18 protein-coding genes are annotated in these 16384 nt (G+C 72.9%); 8 read left to right on the forward strand and 10 right to left on the reverse strand.

Translation table 11 applies throughout. The annotated features are described in order from the left end of the window. Positions 1-27: 27 nt before the first annotated feature. Both ACZ6J5_RS03050 and ACZ6J5_RS03055 read left to right on the forward strand, forming a co-directional pair. Positions 28-537, forward strand: coding sequence for a SigE family RNA polymerase sigma factor (locus tag ACZ6J5_RS03050; RefSeq protein WP_469386982.1), 510 nt, complete (start codon positions 28-30; stop codon positions 535-537). Between the two features lie 104 nt (positions 538-641). Beyond that, positions 642-1442 (forward strand): hypothetical protein, encoded by an 801-nt coding sequence (locus ACZ6J5_RS03055; RefSeq protein ID WP_469386984.1) that lies wholly within the window; start codon positions 642-644, stop codon positions 1440-1442. Positions 1443-1478: 36 nt separating this feature from the next. Here ACZ6J5_RS03055 and ACZ6J5_RS03060 read toward each other — a convergent pair whose 3' ends face one another. Both ACZ6J5_RS03060 and ACZ6J5_RS03065 read right to left on the reverse strand, forming a co-directional pair. After that, complete coding sequence (locus ACZ6J5_RS03060; protein WP_469386986.1) at positions 1479-2258, reverse strand: TetR/AcrR family transcriptional regulator; 780 nt, start codon at positions 2256-2258, stop codon at positions 1479-1481. Between the two features lie 88 nt (positions 2259-2346). Next, the gene (locus tag ACZ6J5_RS03065) at positions 2347-3606 is read right to left on the reverse strand and encodes an MFS transporter (protein WP_469386988.1); all 1260 of its coding nucleotides are present in this window, start codon (positions 3604-3606) and stop codon (positions 2347-2349) included. Between the two features lie 96 nt (positions 3607-3702). On the opposite strand from ACZ6J5_RS03065, the gene ACZ6J5_RS03070 reads away from it, so the two are divergent. After that, entirely contained in the window at positions 3703-4230 is a 528-nt protein-coding gene (locus ACZ6J5_RS03070; RefSeq protein WP_469386990.1) for a MarR family winged helix-turn-helix transcriptional regulator, read from the forward strand. A 1-nt stretch (position 4231) separates the two neighbouring features. Here the strand turns inward: ACZ6J5_RS03070 and ACZ6J5_RS03075 are convergent, their stop codons facing one another. From ACZ6J5_RS03075 to ACZ6J5_RS03100, 6 genes are all read right to left on the reverse strand, one after another. After that, the gene (locus ACZ6J5_RS03075) at positions 4232-4726 is read right to left on the reverse strand and encodes a hypothetical protein (RefSeq protein WP_469386992.1); all 495 of its coding nucleotides are present in this window, start codon (positions 4724-4726) and stop codon (positions 4232-4234) included. 88 nt (positions 4727-4814) lie between these two features. Next, positions 4815-5573 (reverse strand): succinate dehydrogenase iron-sulfur subunit, encoded by a 759-nt coding sequence (locus ACZ6J5_RS03080; RefSeq protein ID WP_469386994.1) that lies wholly within the window; start codon positions 5571-5573, stop codon positions 4815-4817. After that, entirely contained in the window at positions 5573-7327 is a 1755-nt protein-coding gene (gene sdhA, locus ACZ6J5_RS03085) for a succinate dehydrogenase flavoprotein subunit (protein WP_469386996.1), read from the reverse strand. The genes ACZ6J5_RS03080 and sdhA overlap by 1 nt, the downstream gene beginning before the upstream one ends. Before the next feature lie 24 nt (positions 7328-7351). Next, a complete protein-coding gene (locus ACZ6J5_RS03090) occupies positions 7352-7825 on the reverse strand; it encodes a succinate dehydrogenase hydrophobic membrane anchor subunit (protein WP_362484215.1) in 474 nt (157 codons plus the stop codon). An 8-nt stretch (positions 7826-7833) separates the two neighbouring features. Then, entirely contained in the window at positions 7834-8214 is a 381-nt protein-coding gene (sdhC, locus tag ACZ6J5_RS03095; protein ID WP_123954581.1) for a succinate dehydrogenase, cytochrome b556 subunit, read from the reverse strand. Positions 8215-8438: 224 nt separating this feature from the next. Beyond that, positions 8439-8930 (reverse strand): 2-oxo-4-hydroxy-4-carboxy-5-ureidoimidazoline decarboxylase, encoded by a 492-nt coding sequence (locus ACZ6J5_RS03100; RefSeq protein WP_469386998.1) that lies wholly within the window; start codon positions 8928-8930, stop codon positions 8439-8441. A 322-nt stretch (positions 8931-9252) separates the two neighbouring features. Between ACZ6J5_RS03100 and ACZ6J5_RS03105 the strand changes: the two genes are divergently transcribed. The 3 genes from ACZ6J5_RS03105 to ACZ6J5_RS03115 all read left to right on the forward strand — a co-directional run bounded on the left by ACZ6J5_RS03105 (position 9253) and on the right by ACZ6J5_RS03115 (position 12305). Then, complete coding sequence (locus tag ACZ6J5_RS03105) at positions 9253-10884, forward strand: beta-N-acetylhexosaminidase (RefSeq protein ID WP_469387000.1); 1632 nt, start codon at positions 9253-9255, stop codon at positions 10882-10884. 156 nt (positions 10885-11040) lie between these two features. Further along, complete coding sequence (locus tag ACZ6J5_RS03110) at positions 11041-11688, forward strand: DUF4328 domain-containing protein (protein WP_469387002.1); 648 nt, start codon at positions 11041-11043, stop codon at positions 11686-11688. 77 nt (positions 11689-11765) lie between these two features. Beyond that, positions 11766-12305 carry a hypothetical protein gene (locus tag ACZ6J5_RS03115; RefSeq protein ID WP_469387004.1) on the forward strand — a complete coding sequence of 180 codons (540 nt, stop codon included), beginning with the start codon at positions 11766-11768 and terminating at the stop codon, positions 12303-12305. 16 nt (positions 12306-12321) lie between these two features. Here ACZ6J5_RS03115 and ACZ6J5_RS03120 read toward each other — a convergent pair whose 3' ends face one another. Further along, positions 12322-13074, reverse strand: a complete 753-nt coding sequence (locus ACZ6J5_RS03120; RefSeq protein ID WP_469387006.1) for a Clp protease N-terminal domain-containing protein — start codon at positions 13072-13074, stop codon at positions 12322-12324. A 444-nt stretch (positions 13075-13518) separates the two neighbouring features. On the opposite strand from ACZ6J5_RS03120, the gene ACZ6J5_RS03125 reads away from it, so the two are divergent. Next, entirely contained in the window at positions 13519-14217 is a 699-nt protein-coding gene (locus ACZ6J5_RS03125) for an RNA polymerase sigma factor (RefSeq protein ID WP_469387008.1), read from the forward strand. Next, the gene (locus ACZ6J5_RS03130; protein ID WP_469387010.1) at positions 14217-15314 is read left to right on the forward strand and encodes a hypothetical protein; all 1098 of its coding nucleotides are present in this window, start codon (positions 14217-14219) and stop codon (positions 15312-15314) included. Before ACZ6J5_RS03125 ends, ACZ6J5_RS03130 begins: the two co-directional genes overlap by 1 nt. Before the next feature lie 180 nt (positions 15315-15494). Here the strand turns inward: ACZ6J5_RS03130 and ACZ6J5_RS03135 are convergent, their stop codons facing one another. Next, positions 15495-16361: a L,D-transpeptidase family protein gene (locus tag ACZ6J5_RS03135; protein ID WP_469387012.1), complete on the reverse strand. Its 867-nt coding sequence runs from the start codon at positions 16359-16361 to the stop codon at positions 15495-15497. Positions 16362-16384 lie beyond the last annotated feature (23 nt).

Genomic DNA, 16384 nt, shown 5'->3' on the forward strand with positions numbered 1-16384 from the left:
GGATCCGGAAGAACGGGCGGGAAGCCATTGGCATCAGCACAGCAGGAGGACGCCTATCTGCGGTTCGTCGCCGAGCGGACGCGGGCGCTGTACCGCTCGGCGTACGTCCTCGCGGCCGGCGACACGCACCTCGCCGAGGACCTGGTCCAGGAGACGCTGAGCCGGGTCTACGTGCACTGGAAACGGGTGGCGCGGGCGGACAGCCCCGCGGCCTACGCGCAGACCGTCCTGGTCCGCTCCTTCCTCAGCATGCGCCGCCGGCGCAGCACCGCCGAGCGCCCGGTGGGCGAGCTGCCCGAGCGGGCCGACTCCGGCCCGGACTCGGCGCTGCGCCTCACCCTGCTCGACGCGATCGGCCGGCTCCCGCCCCGCGACCGGGCGGTGCTCCTGCTGCGCTACTGGGAGGACCGCAGCGTCGAGGAGACAGCGCGGATGCTCCGGCTCAGCAGCGGCGCGGTCCGCTCCCAGGGGACCCGGGCCCTCGCGCGGGTGCGCGGACTGCTCGGCGACACCCTCTCCGACCTGGTCCCGCACTGAGCGCCACCGGGCGGCCGGCCCAGCCCGGCACTCGCATCTCCCCTCTCCCCCTCTCCCCCTCGCCCCTCCCCCTCTTCTCCGACGTCAGCGAAGGTGACTCCACCATGCCGTTCGAAGCAGAACTCAGCCGTGCCCTGGACCGTACGACCGACTCCCTCGACCCCGACCTCACCGCCCTCATGGACGGCGCCGTCGCGCGCGGACGCAGCCGTCGCCGCCGCCGTACCGCCGTCTTCGTCGCCGGGACGGGTGCCTGCGCGGCCGTCGCCGCCGCCGCGCTGACCCTTCCCGGCGCCCTCGCCGGGGCCCGGGCCGCCGAGTCCGACCTCGCGATGGTCGCCCTCGCCATGCCCCGCTCCGAGGTCAGCGGCGACCAGATGATCCGCGCCCTGGAAGCGACCTTCCCCGGGGGCCGGTTCAGCGCGGTGACCGGTCAGGGCAACGATCCGTCGAACCCGTCCGCCGGACTCGTCGCCAACGCCGGATTCGTTGTCGACGACGGGCACGGTCGCGCCGCGGTCGGCGTCTCGGCGATGCGGCTCAAGCTGCCGCTCCGCGACGGCGACGGACTCGACTGCGACGCCAAGCCCGTTCCCGAGGGGAACAGCTGCGTCCTGAAGGAGCTGCCGAGCTCCGCCGCGCTGCCCGGCGGGGCCCTGCTGATGACGGAGGAGGCCGTGGCCGAGCGCCCGGCGGGCCCCCGCACCGCGCACCGCTGGACGATGACCCTGACCCTCAAGTCGACCGGGGCGCAGCTCCAGTTGACGCAGTGGAACAGCATCGGCGGCGGCACCGGAAGCACCATGCCCGAGAAGACCCGCCCCGCGCCCCCGCTGACCGAGGGGCAGGCCGTCGCCGCGCTCACCGGCCCGGCGTGGGCCCCGATCCTGGGGGCCGTCGGCTGACCGGCCGGCCGCCGGGGCCGCCGTACCCGCGCGGCCCTAGCCGGACTTGGCGGACCGGCGCGGCTTGCCCGAGGCGGCCATCCCCGCGGCCGTCGGCATCATCTCGGAGAGCAGCTCGTGGGTCTCCTTCACCAGCGGGCGCAGGATCCGGAAGCGGGAGAGCTGGATAGCCCGCGCGGTGACCGGGCAGAGCTTCTCGACGAGACGCCGGCTGTTGGCGGCGCCCTCGGAGCGGTCGTACACCCAGAAGAGCACCAGGCCCATCTGCTGGAGCCACAGCAACTGCGGCAGGGCCTCCGCCAGTTCGGGGTCCACCTTCACCGAGGAGCCGGAGATCACCCGCCGGTGCACGTCGATCGCCGCCTCGCGCGGGCCCGCCGACTCGGGCGAGAAGGGGCTGAGCGGGCTGTCCGGGTCGGCGGCGTTCTTGAAGAACTGCGCGGCGAACTCGTGGTACGGGGCGGCGATGTCCAGCCAGCCCAGCAGCACCCCGCGGATCCGCGTCGTCAGATCCTTCTCGCGGCTGGTCAGGATGTGCTCGACGGCCTCCTGGTGCTCCCGGGCGATCCGGTCGTAGAAGCCCTGGACCAGGTGCTCCTTGGAGGAGAAGTAGTAGTACGCGTTGCCGACGGAGACCCCGGCCTCCTGGGCGATGGCCCGCATGGTCGTCTTGTCGTAACCGCGCTCCTTGAACAGCCGGAGCGCGGTCTCCAGGATGAGCGCGCGGGTCTGTTCGCTCTTGGGCGCCTTCGCGGGCTTCTCCGCCGGCGGGACGCCGGCGGACGTGTCCTGCTGCTCGTTTCTCGCGTCCGTCACAGGGGGAGCCTAGTGGGCCGGACGAGCCGGGGCGGACCTAGGGCCTGTCCGGAAGTCCCGCCCGGCCCGCGGCCGTCGCCGGACCCGCTCAGCCGCTCCTGAACCGGCGTACACCCGGCACCAGTCCCGTGCCCAGGCAGCAGCCGGCCACGACGACGGCGGCGGCCAGCAGCGGGACGCCGGGCCCCCAGGCGTCGGCGGCGAGCGGGGCCAGCGCGTAGCCGAGCGGCATCGCGGCGAGCGAGAGCAGCCAGTCGTACGAGGTGACGCGGGCCAGCGCGTGGGCGGGCACGGCCTGTTGGACGGCCGTCTCCCAGACCGGGTTGAGGAAGCCGAGGCCGGCCTGGGCGAGCCCGTACGCGGCGATGACGAGCGGCGCGGGCGCCGCCACCGCGAGCAGGGCCAGGGGCAGGGCGTACGTGGCGAGGCCGAGGTTCGCGGCGAGGACCGGGCGCGCGGGGCGGAAGCGGTCGGCGGCGAGTGAGCCGAGGAGCAGGCCGACGGCGCCGGCCTGGAGCAGCAGCACCCAGGCGCCCTGGCCGCCGAGCCGGTCGAGGGCGATGGCCGGGCCGAGGGTCATCAGGACGGCGGCGGCGCCGTTCCAGGCGCTGTGGCCGATGAGGCTGGTCCAGTACCAGTCGCGGGTGCGGACCTCGTGCCAGCCCTCCCGGAGATCGGCGAGCAGGCTGCCGCGGGGGACGGTGACGCGCTCGACGCGGACGGCGGCGAGCAGCGCGGCGCTGAGCGCGAAGGTCGCCGCGTCGAGGACGAAGGCCCAGCCGGGGCCCACGGTCAGGATCAGGGTGCCGGCGAGGGCGGGTCCGCCGACGCGGCTGGCGCTCTGGGCGATGCCCATGGCCGCGTTGGCCCGCTGGAGGGCCTCGGGGGCCACGGTGCCCCGGACGAGCGGCGCGCCGGTCGGCATCGCGAAGGCGCCGGCCGCGCCGCCCGCGACCTCGACGGCGGCGATCAGCCAGAGGGTGGGTGAGCCGCTGAGCAGCTCGACGCCGACGAGGAGCTGGGCGGCGCAGCGGACGAGGTCGGTGGTGAGGGCGATGTGCCGGGCGTCGAAGCGGTCGGCGACGACGCCGCCGAGCGGCAGCAGGAGCAGCTTGGGCACCATCGAGCAGGCCAGGACGAGGGCGAGCGCGGAGGCGGAGCCGGTGGCCTCCAGGACGGCGAGGGCGAGGGCGGCGGGGATGGCGGCGTCGCCGAGGAGGGAGAGCGCGCGGCCGGTGAAGAGGAGCCGGAAGGAGCGGGTGCGCAGCGGGTGCGGGGCGGCGTGGGGAGCCGGGGGAGTGGGGGGAGTGGGGGCGGCGGGGGGCGCGGCGGTGCGGGGTGCGGGCATGACGAGGAGAGTATTTCGGTAACGAATAATTCGTCAACGAAATACTTTGCCGTGCGCGCTCCCCCCGGGCCCCCGCCCCGGACGTACGATCACCCCATGGCACCCACCGAGGAACGGCGCGACTGGACCGACGAGCACGTGGCCCGCTGGCAGCCCGTGCTGCCCGAGCTCGACCCGGTCGTCGAAGGCGCGGTCACCCGGATGAAGAAGCTCTCGGTCCACCTGCGCCGGGTGCGGGAGCAGTCGCTGGCCGACTTCGACCTCGAGCGCCACGAGTTCGACACCCTGCACAAGCTGGCCGGGCGCGGCGGCAGCGCGGCGCCCTCCGAGCTGGCCCAGGACCTCGACCTCGCCCCCGCCTCCGTCACCGGCCGGCTGGACGCCCTGGAGAAGCGGGGCCTGGTGCGCCGCACCCCGTCCACGAGGGACCGCCGCCGGGTGGTCGTCGAGCTCACCGAGCGGGGCCGGGCGACCTGGCTCGGCGCCATGGACGTCCTCGGCCACGAGGAGTACCGCGTCCTCGGAGCCCTCAGCGCCGAGGAGCGCGCCCTGCTCAACGACCTGCTCCGGCGTGTCATGCTCGTCGCCGAGGAGCACACGGGCGTCGAGCCCTGGCACGGCTGACTCACATGCTGAGCGACCGCGCGTAGTTCAGCTGGCCCATCACCCAGTGCAGGGTCTCCGGGGCGGTCGCCGGGATCATCGTCGAGTGGTAGCGCCCGCCGCTGGTGACGGTGACCTGGATGAAGCCGGTGGTCTTCTTCTCCTTCATCAGCAGGAACAGCAGCCCCAGGAAGCAGAAGACGAAGAACACGACCGCCAGCACGATGCCGGTCGTGGAGATCTTCTCCTCGGTCCGCGACATGTCCATCACGTTCCAGGCGGCGCCCTTGAGCGGCATCGGCCCGGCCGGCGTGATGATCTGGTCCCCGACGACGGTGATGTCGCCCAGGACGAGCTGCGGCCCCGGCACCTGCTGCGGCGGCCCGGCCGGCGGCACCGGCACCCCCGCCGGCAGCGTCGGCTGCTGGGGATAGCCGTACCCGGGCGTCCCGGCCGGCTGCTGCTGCCCGGGGCCCCACTCGTACTCCCCGGACTTGTAAGGGTTCGGCTCGCTCATCAGTCCCCGTCCTCCACACACGAAAAAGCCCGCTCCTGCACGTCGCAGCGTACAGAAGCGGGCTCTCCCGCCAAGCGGTGCCCAGGGGTCAGAAGCGGCGGGTGATCAGCGCGCGCTTCACTTCCTGGATCGCCTTCGTGACCTCGATGCCACGCGGGCAGGCGTCCGTGCAGTTGAACGTCGTGCGGCAGCGCCACACGCCGTCCTTGTCGTTCAGGATCTCCAGGCGCTGCTCGCCCGCCTCGTCACGCGAGTCGAAGATGAAGCGGTGCGCGTTGACGATCGCGGCCGGACCGAAGTACTGGCCGTCGTTCCAGAAGACCGGGCAGGACGACGTGCACGCGGCGCACAGGATGCACTTGGTGGTGTCGTCGAAGCGCTCGCGGTCCTCGGCGGACTGCAGGCGCTCGCGGGTCGGCTCGTTGCCCTTGGTGACCAGGAACGGCATGACGTCCCGGTACGCCTGGAAGAAGGGCTCCATGTCGACCACGAGGTCCTTCATCACGGTGAGGCCCTTGATGGCCTCGACCGTGATCGGCTTCTCGGGGTTGATGTCCTTGATCAGCGTCTTGCAGGCGAGCCTGTTCTTGCCGTTGATCCGCATCGCGTCCGAGCCGCAGATGCCGTGGGCGCACGACCGGCGGAAGGTCAGCGTGCCGTCCAGATCCCACTTGATCTTGTGAAGGGCGTCGAGCACGCGCTCCTTCGGGTCGATCTCGATCTGGAAGTCCTCCCAGACCGAGGCGTCCGACACCTCGGGGTTGAAGCGGCGGATCCGCATCGTGACCGTGATGTACGGGGAGGCGGCGGACTCCGCCTCGACCTTGTCCAGTACGGGGGTAGCCATCAGTACTTACGCTCCATCGGCTGGTAGCGGGTCGTCACGACCGGCTTGTAGTCGAGACGGACGGCCTCGGCGCCGTCCTCGCCGACCTCGCGGTACGCCATGGTGTGACGCATGAAGTTGACGTCGTCGCGGTTCGGGTAGTCCTCGCGGTAGTGACCGCCGCGGGACTCCTTGCGCGCCAGCGCCGAGACGGCCATGACCTCGGCCAGTTCGAGCAGGTTGCCCAGCTCGATGGCCTCCAGCAGGTCCGTGTTGAAGCGCTTGCCCTTGTCCTGGATGGACACGTTCTTGTAGCGCTCGCGCAGCTCGGCGATCTTCTCGACGGCCGTCTTGATGGTCTGCTCCGTACGGAACACCATCACGTTCGCGTCCATCGTCTCCTGGAGCTCACGGCGCAGGTCGGCGACCCGCTCGTGGCCCGTGGAGTTGCGCAGGTTCTCGATCTGCGCGACGACGAAGGCCTCGGGGTCCTCCGGCAGCTCGACGTAGTCGGCCTTGGCGGAGTACTCGGCGGCGGCGATGCCGGAGCGCTTGCCGAAGACGTTGATGTCGAGCAGCGAGTTGGTGCCGAGACGGTTGGCGCCGTGCACGGAGACACAGGCGACCTCGCCGGCCGCGTACAGGCCCGGGACGACGGTGGTGTTGTCCGACAGGACCTCACCCTCGACGTTGGTCGGGATGCCGCCCATGGCGTAGTGCGCGGTGGGCTGGATCGGGATCGGGTCCGTGTAGGGCTCGATGCCGAGGTAGGTGCGCGCGAACTCGGTGATGTCGGGCAGCTTGGCGTCGAGCTGCTCCGGCGGGAGGTGCGTCAGGTCCAGGTAGACGTGGTCGCCCTCGGGACCGCAGCCGCGGCCCTCGCGGATCTCCGTGTAGATGGAGCGGGAGACGACGTCACGGGACGCGAGGTCCTTCATGACCGGCGCGTACTTCTCCATGAAGCGCTCGCCGTCCTTGTTGCGCAGGATGCCGCCCTCACCGCGGGCGCCCTCCGTGAGCAGGATGCCCATGCGCCAGATGCCCGTCGGGTGGAACTGGAAGAACTCCATGTCCTCCAGCGGCAGCCCGCGGCGGTAGCACGCGGCCTGGCCGTCACCGGTCAGGGTGTGGGCGTTGGACGTCACCTTGAAGAACTTGCCGGTGCCGCCGGACGCGTAGATCACGGCCTTCGCCTGGAAGACGTGGATCTCGCCGGTGGCCAGCTCGTAGGCGACCACACCGGCGGAGTGCTTGACCCCGTCGACCTCGACGATCAGCTGGTCCAGGACGTAGAACTCGTTGAAGAACTCCACGCCCTCCTTGACGCAGTTCTGGTACAGCGTCTGGAGGATCATGTGGCCGGTGCGGTCCGCGGCGTAGCAGGACCGGCGGACCGGGGCCTCGCCGTGGTTGCGGGAGTGGCCGCCGAAGCGGCGCTGGTCGATGGTGCCGTTCGGGGTGCGGTTGAACGGCAGGCCCATCTTCTCCAGGTCGAGGACGGCGTCGATGGCCTCCTTCGCCAGGATCTCGGCGGCGTCCTGGTCGACCAGGTAGTCACCGCCCTTGACCGTGTCGAAGGTGTGCCACTCCCAGTTGTCCTCCTCCACGTTGGCCAGCGCGGCGGCCATGCCGCCCTGCGCGGCGCCCGTGTGGGAGCGGGTGGGGTAGAGCTTCGTCAGCACGGCGGTGCGGCTGCGCTTCGTCGCCTCGATGGCGGCGCGCATGCCGGCGCCGCCGGCGCCGACGATGACGGTGTCGTACTTGTGGATCTTCATGACGTGGTTACCTCAGCCCCGTGCCTAGCGGATGTTCGGGTCGAAGGTGAAGATCACCAGCGTGCCCAGAAGGATGGTGAACACCGTGGCGGTGTACAGCAGGCCCTTCAGCCACAGACGCGTGTTGGCGCGCTCCGCGTAGTCGTTGATGACCGTGCGGAGGCCGTTGGCGCCGTGCAGCATCGCGAGCCACAGCATCAGCAGGTCCCAGACCTGCCAGAACGGGGACGCCCAGCGGCCGGCCACGAAGGCGAAGCCGATCTTGGAGACGCCGCCGTCCAGGAAGAGCTGGATCAGCAGGTGGCCGAGGACCAGGACGACGAGGACCACGCCCGAGAGGCGCATGAAGAGCCACGCGGCCATCTCGAAGTTGCCGCGCGTCGCCTTCGGGGTCTTGCCCGTGCGCTTGCGGGGGGCCTCGATGTACGGGGCCGGGTTGTCCACGTCGTAGGCAGCGCCCTCGACGGGACCGATGGCGGAAGTGGTGTCAGCAGACATGTCTGAAGTCAGCTCCCGAACAGTTCACGTGCGGCGTGGCCGAGGACGGGGTACAGGGAGCCCGCCATCAGCACGACCCAGATGCCCACGACGGTCCAGAGCATCTGCTTCTGGTAGCGCGGGCCCTTGGACCAGAAGTCCACGGCGATGACACGGAGACCGTTCAGCGCGTGGAAGAGGATGGCGGCGACCAGGCCGTACTCGAGGAGTGCGACGATCGGTGTCTTGTACGTCGCCACGACATCGTCGTACGCCTCGGGGGAGACGCGGACGAGAGCGGTGTCAAGGACGTGTACGAACAGGAAGAAGAAGATGAGGACGCCGGTGACTCGATGAGCCACCCAGGACCACATTCCTTCCCGGCCGCGGTACAGCGTTCCAGCCGGCACGGAAAAACCCTCCGGGAGCGGGGATCGGGGCCGGCCGGCTTCTCTGTCGGTCTGGCCCGGCCGGGTACGGTCCACCGGCCCCGGTCATCGTAGCGACGACTTGTCGGTTCGCTCGCGCGGGGTCCGTAGGTGTGATCAAACAGGCACGGACGGACTATCAGCGGAGCCCGAATCGCCGCATTTCGGATGCTTGTGGCGGAAGCGCGGGGCGTTCGCGGACGAACTCACCCACCGGCGACCGAACGGGTGAGCCGGGTGCGGGCGAGCCGGCGCAGTTCCTCGGCGGCGACGACCCGCTCCTCCTCCCTTTCGTTGCCGAGACGTGACCGGATCCCGGCGAGGACGCGGTCGAGGCGTTCGCCGGCGGGGACCCCGTCCAGGCTGATCACGAACGCGTGCCCGAAGCCGCTCTCGTACGCGGCGTGCGCGGCCCGCAGCGCCGTCCGGGCGGCGGGCGGGGCGTCCGGGTGCGGCGGCGCCGGGGTCTCGCGGCCGAGCGCCTCGTCCAGATCGGCCACCGCCAGGTCGTAGCCGGCCTCGTCGGCGGCGGCGAGCAGCGCGTCGAGGGTCGGGTACGGGCGGTGCGCGGCCACCCGTTCGGCCCAGCGGAGGCTGCCGCAGCAGCGCAGCAGCAGCCCCTCCGCGAGGGCGCGCGGGGCCGCGTTGAAGCCGGGGAGACCGGCGGGGTGCCAGTGGCGCGCCGCCTGGGCAGGCATGGCGGGGGAGCCCAGGGTCCGGGAGGGTGCGTGAGTGTCGCTGGAAGTGGTCAGCGGTGACTCCGGGAGCGGTGGGTGAGGAGGGTGGAGGGGGCGGAGAAAGTGGAGAGGGTGAAGGGGTGGTGAGAGGGCGCCACGGGTAGTCCACGGGCTTGGGAAAGCTTAGGGAAAGCCGTGGGGTGGATGTGACAGCACGCTATCGACGGGAAGGGGGAAGTGTCCGACGGATGCGCGAATTTCACCTGGACGAGTGGTTTCGGTTCGGGCGGTGACAGAAGGTCCGAGATGCCGAGAATCACGTGGTGAGGGAGGATTCCGAGTGATGCGGTACTCCATACGAGGGCCCCTCAGGGGCCCCGCACTCCTGGCGGCCACGCTGGCCCTGGCCACCGTGACGGCCTGCTCGGGCGGTTCCGGCGGCGGCCCGCCCAGCGCCTCCGGCACCGGCGGCACGGCCGCCGCCCCCACGACGGCCTCCGCGGCTCCGCCGCCCCCGCCGAGCCCGACCCCCACCCCCACGCAGAGCTATCCGCTCTCCACCGCCCCGCTCACCATCCCCGCCGTCGGCTCCCACCGGGCGGCCCGCGGCCCCGGCTGGAAGCCCGGCCCGGACACCGGCGTCGTCGTCGCCGCGAAGGACGAGGCCGCCCTCGCCGACGAGGCCCGGCTGCTCGCGGGCGAGCTGCGGATCCCGTACCGGGGCACCGCCGCCGCCCGCCCCGGCGACGTCTCCCTCGCCCTCGGCGGGCAGGGCGGGGCCGAGTCGTACACGCTCGCCGTCCAGGGCGGCGGGGTCCGGATCACCGGACCGGGGCAGGCCGGGGTCTTCTACGGCACCCGCACCCTCAAGCAGTCGGTCCGCGCCACCGGGGCGATACCCGAGGGCGTGATCGACGACGCCCCGGCGAAGCCGCGCCGGGGGCTGATGGTCGACATCGCCCGCAAGTACTTCGACGCCGCCTGGATCGAGGCCCGCGTCCGCGAGATGGCCGACCTCAAGCTCAACGAGCTGGGCCTGCACTTCTCCGACGACCAGGGCTTCCGGATCGCCTCCGACAGCCACCCCGAGATCGTCTCCGCCCAGCACCTGAGCAAGGCCGAGGTGCGCCGGATCGTGGACCTCGCGGCGAGCCTGCACATCGCCGTCGTCCCCGAGATCGACTCGCCCGGACACCTCGGCGCGGTCATCGCCGCCCACCCCGGCCTCCAGCTCGTCAGCGCCACCGGCCGCGCCCCGCGCGGGGCCGTGGACATCTCGAAGCCCGCCTCCGCAAAGCTCGTCGACGAGCTGCTGCGCGAGTACACCGGCCTCTTCCCGGGCGCGTACTGGCACCTCGGCGCCGACGAGTACGTGGCCCTCATGGCGAAGGACCCCGAGGCCACCTACCCCCAGCTCGCCCGGGCGGCGACCGCGGCGTACGGCGCCTCCGGCCGGGTCCAGGACCTCGCCACCGGCTGGCTGAACGCCCGCGCGGCGGTGGTCCGGCCGACCGGCAAGGCCCTGCGCGCCTGGAACGACGGTTTCTTCGCGGGCGGGGTGACCAGCGCGGACAAGGACCTCCAGGTCGCCTACTGGACCGGCAAGGAGATCGGCGCCCGGCCGCCCCTCGCGTATCTGAGCGCGGGCCGCAAGGTGCTCAACTACAACGACGAGTACCTCTACTACGTCCTCGGGCAGCCCAACGACTTCACGTACCCCACCGGCCGGCGCATCTACGAGCAGTGGACCCCGCTCGTCCTGCGCGGCACCGCGCCGGTGCCCGCCCGCTACGACCCGCAGATCCTCGGCGGCAGCTTCGCCGTCTGGTGCGACCTGGCGAACGCGCAGACCCAGGCGCAGGTCGCCGACGGCATCCGGATGCCGCTGACGGCCACCGCGCAGAAGCTGTGGGACGCCAGGAAACCGGCACTGACCTGGGACCGCTTCCGGACCCTGGCGGGCCAGGTGCGCTGAGGCGCCGGGACCGGCGGTCCCGGCGGGGGCCGGCCGGTCCCGTCGGCGCCGATCAGGCGTTTTCCCGTGGACGCCGGTCTCCTCCGTCGCGGCCGTCCGGCCGCGCCGGCGCCTCGGGGAGGGGCGCCGCACGTCCCTGGGGGGATCCCGCTTCACATGCTCCGCGATCCCAACGGCCTGTCCTGGGCCGTCGTCTCGCTGCTCGGCGTGACGGTCCTCGCGAACGTCCTCAGCCTCTTCGCCACCGGCGCCATGCGCGGCGAGCTCACCGGCCCGCTGGCGGACCACCCCGACCCGGCCTTGTGCGCGGGGACGCTGGCCGCGGCCGCGGCCTGGACGGCGCAGAACCTGCTGCTCGTCGCCACCGGCGTGGTCTTCATCGTCTGGATGTTCCGGATCCGGGGCAACGCGGAGGTGTGGGCCGCCGACCTCCAGGGCCGCGCGAAGGGCTGGATGATCGCGGGCTGGGTCGTCCCGATCGTGTTCTTCTGGTTCCCGCGCGCCCTGATCGTGGACGTCTGGCGGGCGTCCCGGCCCGAGCCGTACGGCCCGGACCGAGGCGGCGAGCTCGTCCTGGTCAACTTCTGGTGGCTGTCCTTCCTCGCCACGGTGATCTCGTCCCGGGTCGGCTTCGCGATCTTCAACAGGGCCGACTCGACGGCCGACCTCGTGGAGGGCACGGGCTGGATCCTGGCCGGTGACGCCCTCGGCGTCGTCGCCGCCGTCCTCGCGATCCTGCTCGTCCGTCGTCTGACCTCTATGCAGCACCGGAAGGCGACTGGCATGATTCCGGCCGCGCAGTGACGGAAAAGTGACGGATTCACACCGCACGGCGCAGTAGTGGAAGTACTGCGTCCGCATCGGGTGGCGAGGAGGCGTCCATGACGTCCGCGACGAGCACGGGTCTGCCGGAACCGCTGGAACTGCTGGAACTGATCGAGCGGGCCGACGAGCGGAGCCTGGCCGCCGCCGGTCTCGCCTGCCTCGACCGCTGTCTGCCGCTGCTCGCGCCCGAGGGCGCCGACGCGCTGCGGCCCGTCTGGGCCTCGGTCGCGCGCGGCGACGGCGGTGCCTGGGCCGAGGCCGTCGGCACCGCCCGGGCGGAGCTGGGCGGCACCGGCACCGGCGGCGACGAGGCCGCCGGGCTGGTGCGCGGGCTGCTCGACACCGCCCCCGCCGGGTGGGCCGAGGGCCCGCTGCGGGAGTGGGCCGGGCGCTGCTCCGAGACCGCGCTGGCCGTGCACCGGCGCTACGACGCGACCGAGGGCGGTCCGCTGTACGCGGGCGAGCTCCGCCGCCAGCAGGCGGTGCTGGAGTCCGCCGCGCACGGCCCGACGGGGCTGCGCCGCGCCCGGGAGCTGTCGGCCGAGGGCGGCCGGGTGCTGCGGGCGGTCGTCTCGCGCCGGGCCCGTACCGCCTGAGGCCGCAGGGGCCGGCTCAGGACTCCTGGTCCGGCTCCTCGATCCGGAGGGAGGAGATCGCCTCGGCGATCTCCGTCTCGGCGAGGGCCTTGTCGAGGCCGAGCCCGGCCAGGACGCCCTTGCCGTCCTCGAACTCCAGGAGCGCCAGCAGGATGTGCTCGGTGCCCACGTAGGTGTGGCCGAGCCGCAGGGCCTCCCGGAAGGTGAGCTCCAGGACCTTCTTGGCGTCCGCGTCGAAGGGGATGAGCGCGGGCCGCTCCTCCGCCGCCGGCGGCAGCGCCGGGGTCAGGGCCGCGCGGAACGCCTCCGGGGTGACGCCGTGCCGGGTGATCCAGACGGCGGCGACACCCTCGGGCTCGGCGAACAGGCCGAGCGCCAGGTGGGCGGGGGTGATCCGGTCGTTGTGGGCCTGGTGGGCCTCGTTCTGGGCGCCCACGACGACGTTCCGGGCCCGGGGGGTGAAGCGGCTGAAGCCCGCGTTCGGGTCCATCTTCGCCGCGTCGCCGTCCTTGTCGTCCTTGGGGACGAAGCGCTTCTGCGCGGCCTGCCGGGTGACGCCCATGCTCCTGCCGATGTCGGTCCAGGAGGCGCCCGCGCGCCTGGCCTGGTCCACGAAGTGGCCGATGAGGTGGTCGGCGACCTCGCCGAGGTGGTCCGCCGCGATGACCGCGCCGGAGAGCTGGTCGAGGGCGTCCGGGTGGGACTTCTTGATCGCCGCGATCAGGTCGTCGAGACGCACGGGGTTGTTCACGCCGAGTGGATTCGTCATGGGTGCAACCCTAGGTTGACAGTCGTGGAGTGTCAACGGATGGTTGACAGTCGAGAGGTAAAAGAGAAGGGCGCCACGGCGAGAGGCGCCCGAAACGCAAGGAAAAGGAATGAAAAGGGCCGGAGAGGGTCCGGCAAGAGCCTGGGGAGGGACCCCGGGGAGGGACCCCGGAAAAGGGAAGACGACCGGGGCCGCCACCCCCCACAGGAGAGGCCCCGGTCGTCGTCCGCGGAGCCGCAGCACGGCCCCGTACTCCTAACAGCGCCGTGCGCGCGATTTCTGTCACACCCCGATCGCCCGCCCGGGCGGACAAGTTGCACGTTGGACAAAGAAGCGGACCCGCGTGGACGCGGCGCCTGAACAGGACGTAGCGTTCTGCTGCGCCCCGGGCGGCGTGGCGGTGCCGACCAGCCGCGATGGCGCGACGACGGACAGGTGTGGGGAGTGCTGGGGGACGACGCGGAGCTGACCGCCGCATTGCTCGCCGCGCAGGACGGTGACGAGGACGCCTTCCGCACCGTCTACCGCGCCGTGCACCCCCGGCTGCTGGGGTACATACGCACCCTCGTCGGCGAGGCCGACGCCGAGGACGTCGCCTCCGAGAGCTGGCTCCAGATATCCCGCGACCTCGACCGCTTCGCCGGGGACGCCGACCGCTTCCGCGGCTGGGCCGCCCGGATCGCCCGCAACCGCGCCCTCGACCACATCAGGATGCGCGGCCGCCGCCCCGCGATAGGCGGCGACGAGACCGAACTGACCGACAAGCCCGCCGACTCGGACACCGCGGGCGAGGCACTGGAAGCCCTGGCCACCGGCCGCACCATGCACCTCATCGCCCAGCTTCCGCAGGACCAGGCCGAGGCCGTCGTCCTGCGCGTCGTCGTCGGACTGGACGCCAAGGGCGCCGCCGACACCCTCGGCAAGCGCCCCGGCGCCGTCCGCACCGCCGCCCACCGAGGCCTCAAGAAGCTCGCCGAACTCCTCGGCGCCGCCGGTTCGGCGGGCCCGGAGGACCCCGAGGACCCCGACGCCGATCCCGCCGCTCCGCTGGACGCCGTACCTCCGCAGCGCGGCCGCCGCCCGGGGGCCGCCGCCCCCGGCGGTGTGACGCAATCGCGCGCGCGGACGCAGAAGGACATGTGATGGCCGAGGAGCGGTACCAGTGGCTCGACCAGGAGGCCGCGGAGCGGTTGCTGCGCGGCGAGCCGGTCGATCCCTCCCTCGACCAGGAGTCCCGCGCGCGGGCCGAACTCCTCGCGCGCGCCCTGGGAGCGGCCCGCACCCCCGTCGCCGTCCCCGGACCCGACGGCGAACTCCCCGGTGAGGCCGCCGCCCTGGCCGCCTTCCGGAAGGCCGCCGCCGAACGCGCCGCCGAGGCCGCCTCGGCCGGGTACGCCGCACCGGCCGCGCCGGGACCCGCGCCCGAGCTCGGCCCCGTACGCCTCGCGGCGGCCCCGCCCCGCCCCCGCCGGGGCCGCTCCCTGCGCTACGGGCTGGCCGCCGCGTTCGCCGCCGCCACCGTCGGCGGGGTCGCCGTCGCCGCCGGTACGGGGATGCTGCCGCTGACCGGCGAGCCCACGCCGGCCGGCACGGTCACCGCCCTCGACACCCCCGGCGGCGCGGGCTCCACCGGCCCCGCCGTCCCCGGCACGACGACCGGCGGCACGGGCGCCGCGATCCCGACCGTGCCCCTGGAGCGCGGCGGCACGGACGGCCCCGGAGTCACCGGCACCACCGGCGGGACGGAGAGCGCCACGGCGGGCACCGGTGACGACGGCGGAACCGGAGCCTCCCCGTCCCCGGGTACGCGGGACGCGGCCGGCGGCGAGAACGGCGAGCGGACCAGGACCTTGAGGGCCTGCCAGGAGTTCGAGGAGGGCCGGCTGGCCGAGAGCGGCCGCCGCCGGCTGCTCGGCGCGCTCCGCAGCGGCGAGACCGTCAAGGGCTACTGCGCCCGGGTCCTCTCCGGCCTGCCCACCCCCGGCGCGACCTCCACCGGCCGCGCCCCCTCGGGGAACGGCAAGGGCGACGGGGGCTCCAAGGGCGACGGGGGCTCCAAGGGCGACGGCGGCTCGGACGACGACAAGGGCGACCGAGGCGACGGCCACCACCCCGGCACCCCCGGGAAGCCGACGGCGAAACCGAACGGGAAGCCGGGCGGGAAACCGGGCGGAAAGCCGGGCGGGAACCCCGCCCAGCGGCCCGGCGAGCGGCCGGACCGGGACCGCGCGCACTCCTAGGTGTGACACTTTTCGACCCGTCGGCGCAGTACTCAATGAGCCGACTGGTCATCGGCGAGCGCACCGAGCCGGGGTTCCCCCCGTACCTTCGGCTCAGCGCACCCGGCGCGGGTGGGACACGTTCCCCCGGTCCCGCCCGCGCCCCTTCCCGCCTCCCGGCCTCTCGCCGCAGACGCGCGCCTACCAGTGCACGACGACCTTGTCGCCCGGCTTCACCTGGTCGAACAGCGCCGAGAGCTTCGCCTTGTCACGGACGTTGACGCAGCCGTGCGAGGCGCCGGCGTAGCCGCGGGCCGCGAAGTCCGCCGAGTAGTGGACGGCCTGGCCGCGGCTGAAGAACATCGCGTACGGCATGGGCGTGTGGTAGATCGTCGAGGTCCACTCGCGCGCCTTCCACTCGACCTTGAACAGGCCCTCGCGGGTCGGGGTGTTCTCCGAGCCGAAGCGCACGTCCATCGACGAGACGACCTTGCCGTCGATCATCCAGGCCAGCGTCCGGCTCTCCTTGCTGATGCAGAGCACCCGCCCGGTCATGCAGCGCGGGTCCGGGGTGTCCAGCTGGTTGGTGGTGGCCGGCTTGAGCTCGTCGGCGGTCGGCTCGCGCGTCATGCCGAGGAGCCGCTGCCAGGTCGTCTCGTCGACCGAGCCGGTCTGCGGCAGCTCCCGCTTCTTCTGGAAGGACTTCACCGCGCCGGCGGTCATCGTCCCGTAGAAGCCGGTGGGCGCCCGGTCGAAGTAGCCGGCCTGCCGCAGCCGCGCCTGGAGCTCGCGCACCTGCTCGTTCTCGTCGCCGTCGCCCATCAGCGCCTTGGCCGCGGACGAGGGGGAGCCGGCGGAGGCCGAGGGGGCGGGCTTGTCGTCCGAGGACGGGCTCGCGGAGGCGGTCACGGGCGCGGTCGTCGCGGTCGCGGAAGCCCCGCCGGACCCGCCGGACCCGCCCGTTCCGCCCGTACCGCCGGCTCCGACGGCCTGCGGGCCGCAGCCCGCGAGGAGGGCGACGGCTGCCGCGCCCAGGACCACTCTGCGTATGACGGACGTGCGCTTCATTCGATGTCCCCCGGGAAAAGTCG

The sequence above is a fragment of the Streptomyces sp. NPDC042100 genome (assembly GCF_055582325.1).